The 16989-nt window shown below is 67.9% G+C and carries 22 protein-coding genes; 8 read left to right on the top strand and 14 right to left on the bottom strand.

The genetic code is table 11. The annotated features are described in order from the left end of the window. Positions 1-76: 76 nt before the first annotated feature. From FGL25_RS02305 to FGL25_RS02270, 8 genes are all read right to left on the bottom strand, one after another. Positions 77-1900 (bottom strand): DUF885 domain-containing protein, encoded by a 1824-nt coding sequence (locus FGL25_RS02305; protein ID WP_138140852.1) that lies wholly within the window; start codon positions 1898-1900, stop codon positions 77-79. A 90-nt stretch (positions 1901-1990) separates the two neighbouring features. After that, a complete protein-coding gene (locus FGL25_RS02300) occupies positions 1991-2233 on the bottom strand; it encodes a hypothetical protein (protein WP_040347012.1) in 243 nt (80 codons plus the stop codon). A 5-nt stretch (positions 2234-2238) separates the two neighbouring features. Next, a complete protein-coding gene (fghA, locus tag FGL25_RS02295) occupies positions 2239-3072 on the bottom strand; it encodes an S-formylglutathione hydrolase (protein WP_138140851.1) in 834 nt (277 codons plus the stop codon). 17 nt (positions 3073-3089) lie between these two features. After that, complete coding sequence (locus FGL25_RS02290; protein WP_138140850.1) at positions 3090-3611, bottom strand: hypothetical protein; 522 nt, start codon at positions 3609-3611, stop codon at positions 3090-3092. A gap of 41 nt (positions 3612-3652) precedes the next feature. Further along, the gene (locus FGL25_RS02285) at positions 3653-4039 is read right to left on the bottom strand and encodes a VOC family protein (protein WP_046652181.1); all 387 of its coding nucleotides are present in this window, start codon (positions 4037-4039) and stop codon (positions 3653-3655) included. A gap of 92 nt (positions 4040-4131) precedes the next feature. Continuing rightward, positions 4132-4596 carry a GFA family protein gene (locus FGL25_RS02280; protein ID WP_138140849.1) on the bottom strand — a complete coding sequence of 155 codons (465 nt, stop codon included), beginning with the start codon at positions 4594-4596 and terminating at the stop codon, positions 4132-4134. 43 nt (positions 4597-4639) lie between these two features. Further along, positions 4640-5008, bottom strand: a complete 369-nt coding sequence (locus tag FGL25_RS02275; RefSeq protein ID WP_138140848.1) for a hypothetical protein — start codon at positions 5006-5008, stop codon at positions 4640-4642. Positions 5009-5057: 49 nt separating this feature from the next. Further along, positions 5058-6164: an S-(hydroxymethyl)glutathione dehydrogenase/class III alcohol dehydrogenase gene (locus FGL25_RS02270; protein WP_076223638.1), complete on the bottom strand. Its 1107-nt coding sequence runs from the start codon at positions 6162-6164 to the stop codon at positions 5058-5060. Between the two features lie 174 nt (positions 6165-6338). On the opposite strand from FGL25_RS02270, the gene FGL25_RS02265 reads away from it, so the two are divergent. Both FGL25_RS02265 and FGL25_RS02260 read left to right on the top strand, forming a co-directional pair. Continuing rightward, a complete protein-coding gene (locus tag FGL25_RS02265) occupies positions 6339-7226 on the top strand; it encodes a LysR family transcriptional regulator (protein ID WP_138140847.1) in 888 nt (295 codons plus the stop codon). After that, complete coding sequence (locus tag FGL25_RS02260; RefSeq protein WP_138140846.1) at positions 7223-7924, top strand: NAD-dependent deacylase; 702 nt, start codon at positions 7223-7225, stop codon at positions 7922-7924. Before FGL25_RS02265 ends, FGL25_RS02260 begins: the two co-directional genes overlap by 4 nt. On the opposite strand, the gene FGL25_RS02255 is transcribed toward FGL25_RS02260, so the two are convergent. From FGL25_RS02255 to FGL25_RS02245, 3 genes are all read right to left on the bottom strand, one after another. Beyond that, positions 7921-8244, bottom strand: a complete 324-nt coding sequence (locus FGL25_RS02255; RefSeq protein ID WP_138140845.1) for a YnfA family protein — start codon at positions 8242-8244, stop codon at positions 7921-7923. The two genes, FGL25_RS02260 and FGL25_RS02255, sit on opposite strands and share 4 nt — an antisense overlap. Next, positions 8241-9026, bottom strand: a complete 786-nt coding sequence (locus FGL25_RS02250; RefSeq protein WP_128718725.1) for an RNA methyltransferase — start codon at positions 9024-9026, stop codon at positions 8241-8243. The genes FGL25_RS02255 and FGL25_RS02250 overlap by 4 nt, the downstream gene beginning before the upstream one ends. A 166-nt stretch (positions 9027-9192) precedes the next feature. Then, the gene (locus tag FGL25_RS02245) at positions 9193-10224 is read right to left on the bottom strand and encodes a S1/P1 Nuclease (RefSeq protein ID WP_138140844.1); all 1032 of its coding nucleotides are present in this window, start codon (positions 10222-10224) and stop codon (positions 9193-9195) included. Positions 10225-10618: 394 nt separating this feature from the next. Here FGL25_RS02245 and FGL25_RS02240 point away from each other — a divergent pair, with 394 nt between their 5' ends. Next, positions 10619-11182: a 3D domain-containing protein gene (locus FGL25_RS02240; RefSeq protein WP_040346148.1), complete on the top strand. Its 564-nt coding sequence runs from the start codon at positions 10619-10621 to the stop codon at positions 11180-11182. Between the two features lie 249 nt (positions 11183-11431). Here the strand turns inward: FGL25_RS02240 and FGL25_RS02235 are convergent, their stop codons facing one another. Both FGL25_RS02235 and FGL25_RS02230 read right to left on the bottom strand, forming a co-directional pair. Then, on the bottom strand, positions 11432-11752 hold the full coding sequence (locus tag FGL25_RS02235) for an Mpo1-like protein (RefSeq protein ID WP_138140843.1): 321 nt from the start codon (positions 11750-11752) through the stop codon (positions 11432-11434). Positions 11753-11816: 64 nt separating this feature from the next. Next, entirely contained in the window at positions 11817-13823 is a 2007-nt protein-coding gene (locus tag FGL25_RS02230) for a DEAD/DEAH box helicase (protein ID WP_138140842.1), read from the bottom strand. 226 nt (positions 13824-14049) lie between these two features. Between FGL25_RS02230 and FGL25_RS02225 the strand changes: the two genes are divergently transcribed. Next, on the top strand, positions 14050-14262 hold the full coding sequence (locus FGL25_RS02225) for a hypothetical protein (protein WP_088410406.1): 213 nt from the start codon (positions 14050-14052) through the stop codon (positions 14260-14262). A gap of 10 nt (positions 14263-14272) precedes the next feature. Here FGL25_RS02225 and FGL25_RS02220 read toward each other — a convergent pair whose 3' ends face one another. Beyond that, entirely contained in the window at positions 14273-14962 is a 690-nt protein-coding gene (locus FGL25_RS02220; RefSeq protein WP_088410407.1) for a winged helix-turn-helix transcriptional regulator, read from the bottom strand. A 93-nt stretch (positions 14963-15055) separates the two neighbouring features. Between FGL25_RS02220 and FGL25_RS02215 the strand changes: the two genes are divergently transcribed. From FGL25_RS02215 to FGL25_RS02200, 4 genes are all read left to right on the top strand, one after another. Further along, a complete protein-coding gene (locus FGL25_RS02215; protein WP_088410408.1) occupies positions 15056-15499 on the top strand; it encodes a VOC family protein in 444 nt (147 codons plus the stop codon). 3 nt (positions 15500-15502) lie between these two features. Further along, on the top strand, positions 15503-15979 hold the full coding sequence (locus FGL25_RS02210) for an SRPBCC family protein (protein WP_088410409.1): 477 nt from the start codon (positions 15503-15505) through the stop codon (positions 15977-15979). Then, the gene (locus FGL25_RS02205) at positions 15976-16467 is read left to right on the top strand and encodes a VOC family protein (protein ID WP_003166059.1); all 492 of its coding nucleotides are present in this window, start codon (positions 15976-15978) and stop codon (positions 16465-16467) included. The genes FGL25_RS02210 and FGL25_RS02205 overlap by 4 nt, the downstream gene beginning before the upstream one ends. A 136-nt stretch (positions 16468-16603) precedes the next feature. After that, positions 16604-16957, top strand: a complete 354-nt coding sequence (locus FGL25_RS02200; protein WP_138140841.1) for a DUF1428 domain-containing protein — start codon at positions 16604-16606, stop codon at positions 16955-16957. Positions 16958-16989 lie beyond the last annotated feature (32 nt).

Genomic DNA, 16989 nt, shown 5'->3' with positions numbered 1-16989 from the left:
GAGCCGCGCCGCGCCGGACGCCGCTCCCAAAGCTTACTGAAATGACGGACCGGCGCGTCCGTAAGAGGTCCAGCCGTCAGACCGGGGTCCAGGCGTTCATGGTCCGCTCCAGAACCGTCAGCGGCACCCCGCCCAGGTTCAGGCCCGTGTCATGGAAGCCCTTGATGTCGAAACGCGATCCCAGGCGCTTCTTGGCGTCTTCACGCAGGCGCACCCAGGTGGTGTGGCCGACCTTGTAGCTGGACGCCTGACCCGGCCAGACGCAGTAGCGCTCGACCTCGGTGGCGATGCTGGATTCCTGATCGCCCAGGGTATCGACCATGTAGCGGATGCCCTGTTCGCGGCTCCAGCGCTTGTGGTGCAGGCCCGAGTCCACGACCAGACGCGCGGCGCGGAACATCAAGGACTGCAGATAGCCGATCTGGCCGAAGGGATCGTTCTCATAGGCGCCGATCTCGTCCGCCAACTGCTCCGAATACAGGCCCCAGCCCTCGGAATAGGCCGAGAAGCCCATGACCTTCATCAGCAGCGGGGTGTCCGGCTGCTCCATCTGCAGGGCGATCTGGAAGTGATGGCCCGGCACGGCCTCGTGATAGGTCAGGGTCGGCAGTGTCCACTTGGGCCACTCCGCCGTGTCGCGCAGATTGATGTAGTAGGCGCCCGGACGCGAGCCATCCAGGGCCGGCGCCATGTAGTAGCCGCCCGGCGCCCCGGCCTCGATGGCCTTGGGCACGCGACGGATGTCGCAGGGCGACTTGGGCAGGCGGCCGAAATAGTCCGGCATGCGGGCCTGCATGGCCGCCATCTGGACGTTCAGCTCCTTCAGCAGCTTTTCCTTGGCCTCGTCCGTGTTCGGATAGACGAAGCGCGGATCCTTGCCGAGGGCGGCGATGCGCTGGCCGACCGTGCCTTGCGTCAACCCTTGCGCCTTCAGCAGGCCGTCGGCGCGGGCCGAGATCTCGGCCACCTGATCCAGCCCCATCTGATGCACCTCGTCCGGCGTCATCGAGGAAGTGGTGTAGTTCTTCAGCCCATAGCGATAGTAGGCCTCGCCGTCGGGCAGACGCCACACGCCGCCGTCGTGCGTCGCGCCCGCGCGCACCGCCTTCAGGGCGTCGGCCTGGCGCTGGATGGCCGGATAGACCTCTCGCGTCAGGATCGTCTGCGCCCGTGCGGCCCAGTCGCCGGGGATGTTCTTCTCGGCCGTGCGACGCGCGATCGACTGGCTCATGACCGAGTCGGCCACAGCCGTGCCGGTGATGGCGCCCATCTGCGTCAGGGTGCGGTCGATGACGAAGTCCGGCGGCACGGCCCCGGCGGCGTAGTCGATCCGCATCCGCTCGCGTTCGTCGTCCAGGCTGCGGGCGAAGTCCGACAGGCGCGACAGATAGGCCTCGGCGTCATCCGCCGCCTCGATTCGGTGCTGGCTGTCGAGGAAGTCCGGGATCTGCTGGTATGAGCCGCCCAGCTGGCTGACCGTATAGGGCGAGGGGTACATCCCGCCGCCGTAGGGGAAGGCGTAGCCTTCCATCACCGTCTCGCCGAAGAAGGTCAGGGAGTCGTGATAGATCTGCTCCTTGGCCGGCAGGGCGTTGCGGTCGATGGCCGCCATGTCCTTCATGGCGGCGACGAACTTGACCTTGTCGGCCTCGACCTTGGCCTGGCTGCGGTCGCTCAACTTGAAGCGGGCGTCGGCGTGTTCGCCCCGGTCCATGCCCAGCATGGTCAGGGATTCCGGATCCGTCAGGAGCATCTCCTGCGCGATCCGGTTCATCAGGGCGTTGAAGTCGGCCGAGGCGGTCTGCGCCACAGCGGCGTGGGCGAGGGCGCGAACCGGGCCGACAGCGGCCAGCGCTCCCCCCGCGGCGACCGACATCAGCAGGCGGCGGCGATCCATCATGAGCTTCCTCCCAAAAGCGATGGGCCGGGATGCTAGCGAAGCGATGGCCGCCCGCAAGGCTTGATCGTCGCCTTGCGGATTAAGTCTGCGTCATGCGCCCGATCTGGGCGCGCTCACATGAGCCTTGATGCAGTCGCGCACCGCGCGCTTCAGGTCGCCGGGCGCGTTCGGCTCGTCCACGCCCTCGGCGGCGAAGACGGCGCGCATGGCGGCGTCCAAGCCCTTGGGCAGAGCCTCGATCACCTTCTTCTGCCCCTTTTCATGCAGGCAGAAGCCGACCTGATTGCACAGGTCTGCGAACATCTGATCAAAGTCGGGGGCGGCGTTAGTCATCACACTCAGGCTTTCAGCCGCTTGGCGTGGAAGGCCACATGGTCGTCCACGAAGCTGGCCATGAAGAAGTAGGAGTGGTCATAGCCCGGCTGCATCCTCAGGGTCAGCCCCTGCCCGGCCTTTTGCGCCGCCGCCTTCAGCAGTTCCGGCTTCAGCTGATCGGTCAGGAAGGAATCCGCGTCGCCCTGATCCACCAGGATGTCGTCGAAAACGCCTTTCGCCGCCCCGCCTTCGATCAGCAGGGCCGCGTCATGTTTAGCCCATTTCGTCCGGTCCTCGCCCAGATAGGCGGAGAAAGCCTTCTCGCCCCACGGACAGCGCGTCGGCGAGGAAATCGGCGCAAAGGCCGACACCGACCGGAACCGTTCGGGATGGCGCAGGGCCAGCGTCAGCGCCCCATGCCCGCCCATCGAATGACCGAAGATCGAGCGCGTCTTCGTCGTCGGGAACTGGGCGTCGATCAGGTCGATCAGTTCGCCCGTGACATAGCTTTCCATGCGGAAATGCGGCGCCCACGGCGCTTCCGTCGCATCGACATAGAAGCCCGCGCCCTGCCCCAGATCATAGGCGGCGTCATCGGCCACGCCTTCCCCGCGCGGCGAGGTGTCCGGCGCGACGATGATGACGCCGTGTTCGGCGGCGGCCTTATAGGCCCCGGCCTTGGTGGTGAAGTTGTCCTCGGTGCAGGTCAGGCCCGACAGCCAGATCAGGACCGGAAACGGCCCCTCCCCGGCGGGAATGAAAACTGACAGCGTCATGGGCGTGCCCGTCGTTGCGCTGTCGTGCTTCAGATAGCGCAGCGTCCCGCCGTGAACGACGTGGCTCTTGACCGTTTCCATCAGACTCAAACTCCAGATCAGTCCGGCCATACCTTGGCCATGAGGTCGTCATCGAGGACGCCCCCGTCTTCAGAGAAGTGCGCGTACCAGTCGCGCGGGATCGGGGCGACCGCCCCCTCGGGCTGCGCGCCGCCGCCCCAGGCGTCGAACTGCAGGCCGACCAGGATCGGTCCCTGCCGCACCGACGGCGCCGGAACCGCCCCGGCGGCGGCGGTCAGAGCCGCGACGACGTCCGGCTTCATCGCCGGCTCGCCGGTGACGACCCAGGCTCTGGACCGCTCGCCCGGCTTGACCATCAGCAGCATCATGCCCGAAGCGCCCGGCTGTATCGGCTGAGCCTCGGCGGCGTCGGCGACCGCCTCGTCGACAGCGGCCAGATAGGGGGACAGGTCGGCGACCGCGACCCGCTCCTTCATCACCCGATCCGGCAGATACAGCACCACCTTCTTGCGGACCCAGGCCTGCGCCGACGCCTCCGCGGGCGCGGGCGCCTCGCCCTGACTGCAGGCGGCGAGCGCCCCGACGGCCGCAACCGCCATGATCGACGCAACCGCCGCCTTCGCCTTCATCGCCTCAACCCTCAGCTCGGCCGGTGAACGGCGCAGATCTTATTGCCCGACGGATCGCGCAGATAGGCCAGGTGCACCACGCCGAAAGGCGTATTGCGCGGCCCAGCCGGATCTTCGATCGCCACGCCGCCCGCCGCGACCCCGGCCTCGGCGAAGGCCACGACCGCCTCCGGCGTAGACGCCGCGAAGCCGATGGTGCCGCCGTTGGCGTGGCAAGCCGCCTGGCCGTCGCGCGGACGGACCACGCCCAGCATTCCGCGCGGCGTCATGTACCAGACCCCCGGCATCGGCACGTCGCTGGGCGCGCCCGCCTGATGGCCCAGGGCGCCCAGAACGGCGTCATAGAATTTGTGCGAGGCTTCGAGGTCGTTGGCCCCGACAGTGACGTGTGTAAACATGGTGATCCTCCCAGATCCGCCCGATCATCGCGCCGGGCGCGGCAAGCTAAGCCGACAAGGTTTCGTTTGGCAACGAACTTTGCTGCACCTGCTCAGTCGGGCCGCGCGCCCTGGCGGGCGTAGGCGCCCATCAACTCGGCGTAATCCTCGGGCGGCGGGAATTCCGGATAGCCGACCTTGGCTCCCGACTGAGCGCCGGGCAGACGCTCCGTCGTCCAGGTGTCGGCATAGGGAACGACCCACGCCCCGTCGTCCAGCAGGCTGGGCCTCAGGTTGACGAACTGCCCCCCGGCGATGCCGCGCGTGAACAGCCAGGTCTTGCATGACGGACAGAAGTGATGCTCCGGCACGGGATTGTGCAGGCCGCCGATCTCCGTCTCGCCCTCGACCGTCAGCCCTTCGCTGGGCAGCATCAGGCTCAGGGAATAGGCGCCGCCCGTCAGCTTCTGACAGGCGCGGCAGTGACAGGCCGCCGCGAAGACCGGCGCCTGGACGACCTGAACTCTCACCTGCCCGCAGAGGCAGGCCCCCGTCCACGGCAGCTTCCAGTCACTCATAGGCCAGTCCCTCCCTGTTCTCTTAGACAATCAGCGCGCACGCTCAGATATCTGGTCGCCAGACAGAGCCGTCGCCACTGACATTATAGAACCCCACGCCATGCCGCTTGGCGAGGGTGAGCGCCAATTCCTGCGCCACATCAGCGCGGCTCCAGGCAAAACCCGCATAGATGGCGCTGGGCGCACAGGTGATATCCGCAGAATCGGAGGGCCTGAACCACGGCCCTGTTCGCGAGGCGTGCGGGCCGTTCAACGCCCAAAATCGCCGCCGCACACCCGCTTCCCAGCGTTGCAGGGCGGGCGAACAGACGGCGGGATCATTGTAGTCCCACGCGCCGTCCCAACGCATGAAGGCGTCATACCAAGCCTGAAACGCGGCACGCTCGACCGGAACGGCGGCAGGCTCGAACACCAGAAGATCGTAACTCATCGTCGCCCCGCCGCCTCATTTCACCCGTCTGTTAGAAGACGATGACCGAACGAATGCTCTTGCCTTCATGCATCAAATCGAAGGCCTCGTTAATCCGCTCCAGCGGCAGGGTGTGGGTGATCATCGGGTCGATCTCGATCTTGCCGTCCATGTACCAGTCGACGATCTTGGGCGTGTCGGTGCGGCCGCGCGCCCCGCCGAAGGCCGAGCCCTTCCAGACGCGGCCCGTGACCAGCTGGAACGGACGGGTGGCGATCTCCTTGCCCGCCTCGGCCACGCCGATGATGACGCTCTCGCCCCAGCCGCGGTGACAGGCTTCCAGCGCCTGACGCATGACCACGGTGTTGCCGGTGCAGTCGAAGGTGTAGTCGGCGCCGCCCCCGGTCAGCTCGACCAGATGGGCCACCACGTCCGACACGTCCTTGGGATTGACGAAGTGGGTCATGCCGAAGCGACGGCCCCACTCTTCCTTGTCGCCGTTGATGTCGACGCCGATGATCATGTCGGCCCCGACCATCTTCAGCCCCTGGATGACGTTCAGGCCGATGCCGCCCAGACCGAAGACCACGGCGTTGGCGCCCGGCTCGACCTTGGCCGTGTTGACCACGGCGCCCACGCCCGTCGTCACGCCGCAGCCCACGTAGCAGGCCTTGTCGAAGGGCGCGTCCTTGCGGATCTTGGCCACCGCGATCTCAGGCAGGACCGTGTAGTTCGAGAAGGTCGAGCAGCCCATGTAGTGGTGAAGGGTCTGGCCCTTGTAGGAAAAGCGCGAAGTGCCGTCCGGCATCAGCCCCTTGCCCTGCGTGCCCCGGATCGAGGTGCACAGGTTGGTCTTGCGGCTCAGGCACGACTTACACTGGCGGCATTCCGGCGTGTACAGCGGGATGACATGGTCGCCGACCGCAAGGCTGGTCACGCCCGGCCCCACCTCGACCACCACGCCCGCGCCCTCATGGCCCAGGATCGAGGGGAAGAGGCCCTCGCTGTCCAGACCGTCCAGCGTATAGGCGTCTGTGTGGCAGACGCCCGTCGCCTTGATCTCGATCAGCACCTCGCCCGCGCGCGGCCCTTCCAGATCGACCTCGACGATCTCGAGCGGACGTTTGGCTTCGAACGCGACGGCGGCGCGGGTTTTCATGATGAGTGGTCCTTCGGACGCCCCTAACGCTCGCGACGCGGTCGCTCGCTGCTTCAGGGGCATGAGGTGGGCGGGTGATTTGGCGACCTTACTACGCCGCGCCGCGCTTGGCCGAAACGGCGACAACCGCAAAACATTATTGCCGTTAAGCAATAATCCTGATCCAACGTCCCCATGAGCCGCTGGGACGGGATCGACGAATTCACCGCTGTCGCCGAACAGGCCAGCTTCTCGGCCGCCGCCAAACGGCTGGGCCTGTCGACCTCGGCGGTCAGCCGCGAGATCGCCCGGCTGGAAGACCGCCTGCAAACGCGTCTGCTCCACCGCACCACCCGCCGGGTCGAGCTGACCGACGCAGGCCGCGACTTCCTTTCCCGCTGCCGCCGCCTGATCGACGAACGCGACGAGGCCCTGGCCGCCGTCCAGCCCGACGATCAGGCCCCGCGCGGCCTACTGCGCATGACCTGCTCCGTCTCCTATGGCGAGCGGTTCATCGCCCCCGCCGTCAACGCCTTCGCGCGCCAGAACCCCGAGCTCAGGATCGAACTGGATCTAGACAACCGCCTGCGTGATCTGGTCGGCGACGGCTATGATCTGGCGGTGCGCTTCGGCCATCTGACCGACTCGCGGCTGATGGCGCGGCGGCTGGCCTCGCGGCGGCTGATCCTGTGCGCCAGCCCCGACTATCTGGCCCGGCGGGGCGCCCCGCGCGACCTGTCCGAGATCCCCAGCCACGACGGCCTGATCGGCTCGGCCGAACACTGGCGCTTCACCGAGGCGGGGCGCGAGGTCAGCCTTCGCCCCACCGGCCGCTGGCGCTGCAACTCCGGCGCGGCGGTGCTAGACGCGGCGTTGCAGGGGCTGGGCCTGTGCCAGCTGCCCGACTTCTACGTCGCCGAGGCCCTGTCAGCGGGCGCGCTCACCTCCCTGCTGGACGAGGCCCGCCCGCCCGACGAAGGCGTCTGGGCCGTCCACCCTCACCCCCGCCACGTCCCGCCCAAGGTCCGCGCCATGATCGACTGGCTGCACGACCGCCTGTCTGAGCAAAGGATCCCCGCATGAACCTCGTCATCCTGACCGGCGCCGGCGTCTCGGCTGAGAGCGGGGTGCCCACCTTCCGCGCCTCGGACGGCCTGTGGGAGGGGCATCGCGTCGAGGCCGTCGCCACGCCCGAGGGCTTCGCCGCCGACCCGGCCCTGGTGCAGGACTTCTACAACCAACGACGACGCCAACTGGCCGGCGTCCAACCCAACGCCGCGCACCGGGCGCTGGCCGATCTGGCGGCGCGATGGACGAGCGATTTCCTGCTGGTGACCCAGAACGTCGACGACCTGCACGACCGGGCGCACATGGACACGCCGCCCGCGCCGGACTTCGAGCTGATCCACATGCACGGCGAGCTGAAGAAGGCGCGCTGCACCGTCTCGGGCGTCGTCTGCGACTGGCATGATGATCTGGAGCCGGCCCACGCCTCGCCCCATCACCCGCACGGACGTTTGCGCCCGCACATCGTCTGGTTCGGCGAAATCCCGCTGGAGATGGAGCGGATCGAGGCGGCGCTGGCGCGATGCGATCTGTTCGTCTCCATCGGCACCTCGGGCGCAGTCTATCCGGCGGCGGGCTTCGTCCAGCTGGCGCGCATGGCCGGGGCGCGGACGGTCGAGATCAATCTGGAGCCGACGCAGGGCGCGGGCCTGTTCGACGAAGGCGTCTACGGCCCCGCCAGCGAGACCGTGCCCGCCTTCTTCGGCGCGCTTTAGGCCCTCGGCCCGAACAGAATGATCGCCGCGCCGATCAGGCAGACCGCGCCGCCGATGACATCCCAGCGGTCCGGCGTCGTCTTCTCGACCAGCGCCATCCACGCCAGCGACGCCACGATATAGACCCCGCCATAGGCCGCGAACGCCCGCCCCGCCGCTTCGGCCGGAACCAGCGCCAGCAGCCACGCAAAGGCGATGAGGCACAACACGCCCGGCGCCAGCCACCACGGCGAGCGATCCAGCTTCAGCCAGGCCCAGAAGGCGAAACAGCCGCCGATCTCAGCGAGGGCCGCGAGGGGATAGACAAGGACGAGTTTCACTTATCCTTCTTCGCCGCCTCCGCCTTTTCCGCCGCCAGCTTCGCCAGCACCCGGCCGCGCCCCTTGGCCAGGGCGTGGATGGCGCCGCGCATGGTGGCGACCTCCTGCTCGGTGAAGGCCGCGCGGCCCAGCATGACGCGCAGATTCTGGCTCATCGAACGCTTCTTCTCGGGCGGATAGAAGAAGCCGCCGTTGTCCAGCTCCGCCTCCAGATGCTCGTACATGCCCAGCAAGAGGTCGTTCGACGCGGGCGGCTCGCCCTCGCGGAAGCGCGGCGGTGGGGCGTCCAGGATCAGGGTGCGCCACTCATAGGCGTTGATCGCCACCGCCTGCGCCAGATTCAACGAGTGGTGCTTGGGGTCGATCGGAATGGTGGTGATCCCGGCGCACAGAGCGATGTCGCCTGTCTCCAGCCCCGCCCGCTCGCCGCCGAACAGCAGGCCGGTCTTCAGCCCCGAGGCCGTGTCGTCATACAGGATGCGCGCGCTCTCACGCGGGGTGCGCACCGGCTGGCGCGTCTCGCGCGGGCGGGCGGTGGTGGCGAAGACGGTGTTCAGGTCGGCGATGGCCTCGGCCACGCTGTCGAACACCTTGACCCCGTCCAGCACCCAGTCGGCGCCGGACGCCGTGGCCCAGGCGCGGTCCTGAGGCCAGCCGTCGCGCGGGCTGACCAGCCGCAATTCCGACAGGCCGAAATTGGCCATGACGCGGGCGACCGCGCCGATGTTGTCGGCCATCTGCGACTTGTCGAGGACGACGACGGGAGGGGTGAGTTCAGTCATGGGCGCTCAATAGTCCTTCTCCCCTTGCGGGAGAAGGTGGCAGTCCTCGGGCTTGTCCCGAGGGCTGACGGATGAGAGGTCTCGCCTCCCCATCCGTCAAAGCCTCGCGAAACCCCTCATCCGAGCCCTTCGGGCCTGCCTTTTCCCGCAAGGAGAGAAGGAAGAATCAGTCCTCGCCGACCATCGAGGTCCACGGGTCGACGCGGCCCGCCTCGACCTCGGCGACCTTCACCGCCGGCCAGCCGATGCTGCTGTTCGCCGACACGCGCCAGGCGGCCGACACGAAGTCGCGCAGCTCCGACGCCCCGGCCGCCAGACGCTCATTGACGAAGACCGCGCCGCGCGGGTCCGTGTCCTTGAACGCGCCCGCCTTCTCCATCCGATAGAAGGGGATCACCGTCGTCAGGGTGGCGTTCAGATGCGAGGCCGTGCGGGCGCGCAGGTCGAAGCCTTCGACGTTCATGGGCGCCATGGCCGCCTCGACCGCATCCAGACGCAGGGTCCGGCTGGTGAAGGCGCCCTCGAAATCGCCGTGGGTGCGGCGCGACTTGGTGAAGCCCTCGGGGTTGGTCTCGCCCGCCCAGCCGTTGAAGTGGATGGTCGTGTGGTGCGGCTGGGACGCATCGCCGACGAAGTGGCTCAGCACCCCGATGTCGCGCAGGATCAGCCGCTCGCGGCGTTCGCGGTCGGCGCGGTACCAGGCCTGCTTGGCCAGGTCCGGCTCGCGCGCCTCGGCCGCGGTCAGCACGCGCCAATAGGCGAAGTCGCGCTCCAGGTTCTGCCAGGCGTCCATGATGGCGTAGGGCAGGTATCCGGCCTTATCCACATCCAGACCGGCGCGGATCAGGGCGGCGTCGTATTCCGACTTCAGGCGCGGCAGGTCGGCCATGGTCATGCCGCGCGCATCCATCACCCGGCCCTCATCATCCATATCGACGAAGTGGGCGGTGTCGCGCTCGCGGTCGTGCGGCTGGCCCGCGCCCTTCCAGCGGTCGGGCTCGCGCGAATATTCGCCGACGTCAGACGCGGCCCCGGCCGTGCGCAGGAAGGCGGGCAGATCGCCCGGCAGGGCCCGCATGGCCGCCACGCCGATCACCCGGTGGCCCGAACTGCCCCAGGCCTCGACCTGAACGGCGGGCGCCGCGACGAGCACCAGGGCCGCGGCGGAAATCATCAGGCGTTTGACTTGTCGGTTCATGAGACGGCGCCGTTGGAAATTTCAGAAAGGGAAACGACGGCTTATCCCATTCCCGCGCACCGCTCCACCCGCCGCTCACGACCGCAGCAGCGCCGATCACGCCGCCGTTATCTTGGCGTCGGCGCCAGCTTTTCTTGCCAATAAAGTGTTAGCGCCCGCGATCAAGTCGTTAACGGCGGAGACGGCTACGACAGTATAGAACTTAAAATTGCTCAATACTTATATTCTATAGTCACAACAGTCTGACGCCGGGAGGCGATAGACTGGCCCCATTTGCGCCTTATCCACTACCGATACAGCGACTGATCTCATTTGCCGCAATTGCGCCGCAATTCGTCGTCAGAAACCGCCCTGCCGGAGCGTGTCGGGACCGGTGCTGCATGAAGTTTGAACGATGTTGAGCACGGCCGCCGCGCTTGCCATGTTGTGGACCATGGCCTTCTCCGGGTCCGGAGAGCCCGTCCCTTACGAAACGGCCGTCGCCCGCGACGCCGCTGTCGTAGAAGCCGCCGCGACGGCCCCCGGTTCCATCGACTCCGCCGAAACGGCGGACCTGTCGGCCGAACAGCTCGAGCTGATGGCCGGCGATCCCGACTGGCGCGCCTCGGCCCGCCTCTATCACGCCGGCGGCGGCGGAGCGACCGGCAACGATTCCCTGGGCTGCCGCCCGATTCCGATGCGCACGGTCGCGGTCGACCCGCGCGTCATCCCGCGCCGCACCAAGCTGTTCATCCGCGAGACGGTCGGCCTGCAGATGGCCGACGGCACGGTGCACGACGGCTACTGGTACGCCTCCGACACCGGCGGCGCGATCAAGGGCGCCAAGATCGACCTCTACACCGGCCACGGCCGCGCCTCGATGCGCCCGGCCATGAGCCTGAACATGAAGACCCTGACCATCGCTGACGCAGGCGATTTCGACGGCTGCCCCCCGGCGTGGGAGACCGCCTCGAACTGAGGCCTTTCAGCCTGACGACAAAAAGGGCGGCCGGTTCGATCCGGCCGCCCTTTTTCGTTCTCCTCCCTACGCAGTGGGGAGGTGGCGCGGCGCCGAAGGCGACGTGACGGAGGGTCTGCTTGGTTCCGCGACCTAAAACCTGACTGGCTGCACAGGGCTCGCCGTCCCGGCCCCTCCACCGCTTGGCTGCTCCGCGCCGCCCTTCGGGTCGCGGTCCCCCTCCCCATTGCATGGGGAGGAAAGCGTCAGTCAGAACTTCCGCTTGCCGCTGACCGTCTCGAAGAACAGGCGGAAGTCGCCCATCAGGCTCCACAGCGGATATTTGAACGTCGCGGGCCGGTTCTTCTCGAAGAAGAAATGCCCCACCCAGGCGAAGCCGTAGCCGACCAGCGGCACGGCCAGCAGCCACCAGGGATTCAGGGTGAAGCAGAAGGCCACGAAGGCCGCGATCACCAGCCCCGTCCCGACCACATGGATGCGGCGGCACGTCCGGTTGGAGTGCTCATGGATGTAATAGGGGTAGAAGGCCTCGAACGAGGCGTACCGCCCTTGGGGTTGCTCGATGCTCATGGCCCCAGCCTGCCCCCGGATCGCGCCGGGGGCAAGCCAAAGACCATCGATCAGGGATCAGCGATCAGTCGAAACGCTTGCCCGCCTTCTTCGGCCCCTTGGCGAAGGGCTTGCCGCCGCCCTTGAAGTCCGGCTTGCCCTTGAAGCCCGCCTTGGGCGTGAAGGGCTTCTTGTCGCCCTTATCCTTGAAGCCCGGCTTCTTGCTGAAGCCGCCCTCGCCCGGCGCCGCATCGGTGCGCGGCGCATAGGGCTTCTTCTTGAAGGAACGTTCGCCATCGGCGCTGCGGCCCGCGTCGCCGTCCGGGCTCCACGGCTTCTTCTTGAACGGCGGGCGGCCCTGGCCGTCCTCGTCGCGACGGAAAGGCTTCTTGGCGTAGGGGCGGGCCTCGCCGTCACGCTCGAAATTGCGGTTGCGGGCGCCCTTCATCGAACCGGGCGTCGGCGCCTCGGACGGGGTGATGCGGGCCTCTTCCTTGCTCTGGGCCGCCGCGGCGCGGAAGGCGTCGGCGTGGGTCAAGGCGACCTCAAAGCGCGTCTCTTCGGGGAAGGTGCGGATCGAGCCGATCTGCTGCTTGGTGATGCCCCCGATGCGGCAGATCAGCGGGATCAGCCACTTGGGATCGGCGTTGCGGTTGCGGCCGATGTCCAGACGGAACCAGCTGACTTCGTCCGGCTGCAGCCGGTCGCCCGGCCACGGCGCGGGGGCGTAGGCGTCGCCGCCCGCCGCATCGCGATCCTTGCGCGGCTTGCGCTGCGGGCCCTCGCCCGGATCGGTCAGGTCTTCCGGCGCGGGCAGGTTCTTGCGCAGCAGCACCAGCAGGGCGCGGGCCAGATCGTCCGGCGTGCGCTCCTTGACCAGCTTTTCGACCAGACCCGCGTCCTCGTCCGCGCCTTCCTCGGCGAAGACGGGGGCGGCCAGCAGGCGCTGCTCGTCCTGGGCGCGGATTTCATCGGCGGTCGGGGCGCCCGACCAGACGGCCTCGACCCCGGCCGAGCCCAGCAGCATCTCGGCCTTGCGGCGGCGGCTGTGCGGGACCAGCAGGACCGAGATCCCCTTCTTGCCCGCGCGGCCGGTGCGGCCCGAACGGTGCAGCATGGTCGCCTTGTTGATCGGCAGTTCGGCGTGGATCACCAGCCCCAGATCGGGCAGGTCCAGACCGCGCGCGGCCACGTCGGTGGCGACGCAGACGCGGGCGCGGCGATCGCGCAGGGCCTGCAGCGCCTCATTGCGCTCGCGCTGGCCCATCTCGCCCGACAGGGCCACCGAGGCGAAGCCGCGCTCGACCAGCGAGGCCTGAAGATGGCGCACGGAATCCCGCGTCGAGCAGAAGACCAGCACGCCCGGCGCCTCGAAATAGCGCAGGACGTTGACCACGGCGCGCTCGATCTCGTTCGGGGCGATGCGCAGGGCGCGATATTCGATGTCGTTGTGCGGCTGGCTGCGGTCGACGGTGTCGATGCGCACCGCGTCCTTCTGATAGCGCTTGGCCATGATCGCGATGTCGCGGGCGATGGTGGCCGAGAACAGCAGGGTGCGGCGCTCTTCCGGCGCCTGGTCGAGGATGTATTCCAGATCCTCGCGGAAACCCATGTCCAGCATTTCGTCGGCTTCATCCAGCACGACGACGCGGGCGGCCGACAGGTCCAGCGCCCCGCGATCGATATGGTCCTTCAGGCGGCCCGGCGTGCCGACGACGACGTGGGCGCCGTAGTTCAGGGCGCGGGCTTCCTTGCGGGCGTCCATGCCGCCGACGCAGGTGACGATCTTGGCGCCCGCCTCGGCGTACAGCCATTCCAGCTCCGCCGCGACCTGCAGCGCCAGTTCACGCGTCGGGGCGATGGCCAGCATCAGCGGCGTGTCCGGTTGACCGAACCGTTCGTCCTCGCCCAGCAGGGTCGGCGCCGCCGCCAGACCGAAGGCCACCGTCTTGCCCGATCCGGTCTGGGCCGAAACCAGCAGGTCCGCCTCGCCATGGCCTTCCAGCACGGCCGCCTGGACCGGCGTGGGCTCGGCATAGCCCTTGTTCAGCAGGGCGCGGTCAAGCGCGGGATGGATCGCGGGAAAGGGCATGAAAGGCCTGGAGTTCAGATGCGAGGCGACCGTCAAACGGCCGCGCCCGGCGAGGCGTCGCAGCCTGCCGGGCGTCGGGGAAGGCGCTCCCTATACACGAATAAGGGCCGGGGTGGGGCCGAATCGCACAAAAACGACCGCCGTTCACCACGTCCGTTGATCGGGCGTTGACCACGCAGGGGCGATGCTGGCCGGGTTCAGACCTCCGTCCGCCGAAGGATCATCCATGATCGCGCCGCTCAGCACCGCCGCCGCCGGGATGCAGGCCGCCTCGGCCCGGCTGGAGGACAGCGCCCGCCGCGTCGCCACAGTCCGGATGGACGACTACGCCGTCGAGGCGGTCGAGCAGATCCGCGCCAAGAGCGAGTTCTCGGCCAACGCCGCCGTCGCCCGCACGGCGGATGAGATGACGGGAACCCTGCTGGATATCCTGGTCTAGGCCCTAGCCGTTACCCCGCCTTGTCCGGCAGGTGGAAGAAGTCGACGAACCGCGCGAACATCGCCCGGTCGCCCTCGATCATCATCGCCCCCTCGCCTTCCAGCGCCTCTAGCGGAACCTTGCCGTAGACGGCGGCGGCCACGACCTGGGCCGGCGCGCGCACCACGACGTCGCAGCCCTCGACCTCGCCGCGCATGGCGTCGATGACGCCGCTCGCCACGCTTACGATCATCCGGTCCTCGCCCAGCGCAAAGCCCAGCCGCATCTCGGCGCCCTGCGCGCGGGCGGGATCGAACATGGTCTTGAACGACTGCATGATGGAGACGGCACTGATCGGCAGGGTCGGGTCGTGCTGGGGCGAGCGCGCGGCCCAGCGGCCCAGCACCATGAAGACCGGCTCGATCTCATAGCCCCAGTCGGTCAGCTCATAGACCTGGACCGAGGCGGGCGGCGGCAGCTTGCGGCGCCGGACCACGCCCGAGGCTTCCAGCCCCTCCAGCCGCTGGGTCAGCACATTGGCCGACAGGCCGCACAGGTCTTTTCGCAGGTCGCTGAAACGCCGCGGCCCCATCATGAGTTCTCTGATGACTAGCAAGGCCCACCGCTCGCCCACCAGGTCCAGCCCGTGCGCCGCCCCGCAGGCGTCGTGATAGCGCCGGGATCGGGATTCGGACCTATTAGTTACTTTTTCTAACTTCATGGTTGACTAACATAACATCAAGGCGCAGAACGACCAACATCATAGGGCAGGCCGTCCGGGGAGGGAGGGCCGCGCAAGGGAGGACCACCGCCGATGCCCAAGCTGATCTTCATCAACCTGCCGGTCGCCGATCTGCCGCGCTCCGTCGCCTTCTATGAGGCGGTCGGCGCGACCATGAACCCGCTGTTCTCGGACGAGACGGCGGCCTGCATGGTCTTTTCCGATACCATCCACGCCATGCTGCTGACGCATGAGAAGTGGGCGACCTTCACCGACCGCGCCATTCCGGACGCGAAGAAGACGGCCCAGGTGCTGATCTGCGTGTCGGAGGACAGCCGCGACGGCGTCGACGCCGTGATCGATCGCGCCGCCGCCGCCGGCGGCCAGGCCGATCCCAACGCCAGACAGGACTACGGCTTCATGTACGGCCGCAGCTACGCCGATCCCGACGGCCACATCTGGGAGGTCATGTGGATGGACCCGGAAGCCGCCGCCCAGGGGCCGGAAGCCTTCGCCTCCCAGGTCGGCGGGGGTTGAGCCATGAGCGACCTCTACGAACTCAGCATCAGCCGCTTCATCAAGGCCTCGCCCGAGACGGTGTGGCGGGCCTGGACCCGGCACGCGACCGAATGGTTCACCCCGCGCCCGTGGAGCACGGTGTCGGTCGACCATGACCTGCGTCCCGGAGGCCGCGCCGACGTCGTCATGCAGTCGCCCGAGGGCGAGCGGCATGAGTATCGCGGCGTGGTGCTGGAGGTCGAACCGGGCCGCCGCCTGGTGACGACCGGCGCCTTCACCGAAGGCTGGATCCCGCAACCGGGCGAGATGAACTTCGTCCGCATCGACACCTTCGAGCCCGAAGGCGACGGCACGCGCTACACCGCCCGCGCCCGCCACTGGGACGAAAAGGCCATGCAGACCCACCGCGACATGGGTTTCGAGCCCGGCTGGGGCGCCGCCGCCGACCAACTGGCCCAGGTCGCTGAAACCCTGAGCCCTCAGGAGAGCGCGCCATGAGCGACAAGATCATTCCCTGTATCTGGTACGACCTCGGCCAGGCGAAGAAGGCGGCCGAGTTCTACGTCTCGCTGGGCCTGCCCGACAGCCGCATCGAGCGCGTCGTCGCCAGCCCCGCCGACAATCCGTCCAGCCCCGAAGGGTCCGAACTGGTGGTCGAGTTCACCCTGGCCGGGCGCCGCTACGTCGGCCTGAACGGCGGTCCGAACTTCCCCCAAACCGAGGCCGTGTCGTTCATGATCATGACCGACGACCAGGCCGAGACCGACCGCCTGTGGGACGCCATCGTCGGAAACGGCGGGGCCGAAAGCGCCTGCGGCTGGTGCAAGGACCGCTGGGGCGTGAACTGGCAGATCACCCCGCGCCGCCTGATGGCCTTCTACGACGATCCTGACCCGGCCCGCGCCAAGGCCGCCTTCGAGGCGATGATGACAATGCACAAGATCGACATCGCCGCCATCGAGGCCGCTGCTGACAGGATCGGGTAGGCCAAGAAGCTAAGCCGTTCGATCTGTCGCTTTCGACCAAGACGACGACCCCGCCCGCCCCGACGATCCGCCTGCCCTCAAACAGCGAGCCGCCGCGCGGCGAGCGATTGGGGCCAACCTCCGAAGGAGAACCAAGATGAGCTACATCACCGGCTTCCTGACCCCCGTGAAGACCGAGAACAAGGCCCGCTACATCGAGTCCGCCCGCGTCGCCTGGCCGCTGTTCAAGGGCTACGGCGCCTTGGCCCATGTCGAGAACTGGGGCGTGGACGTGCCCGACGGCAAGGTCACCAGCTTTCCCATGTCGGTGAAGCTGGAGGACGGCGAGGTCGTCGTCTTCTCCTGGCTGATCTGGCCCGACAAGAAGACCGCTGACGACGCCTGGGCCAAGATGCAGGACGACCCCGCCATGGCGAACATGGACATGCCCTTCGACGGCAAGCGCATGATGTGGGGCGGCTTCGAAACCGTCTTCGACGAGAAGCAGTAAAACCTCGCCCAAGGCCCTCCCCCTCGATGCGG

It is taken from the genome of Brevundimonas vancanneytii, from assembly GCF_901421975.1.
Lineage (GTDB): Bacteria > Pseudomonadota > Alphaproteobacteria > Caulobacterales > Caulobacteraceae > Brevundimonas > Brevundimonas diminuta.
Note: the sequence above shows the minus strand (reverse complement) of the source record. Positions and strands in the feature narration are given on the sequence as shown.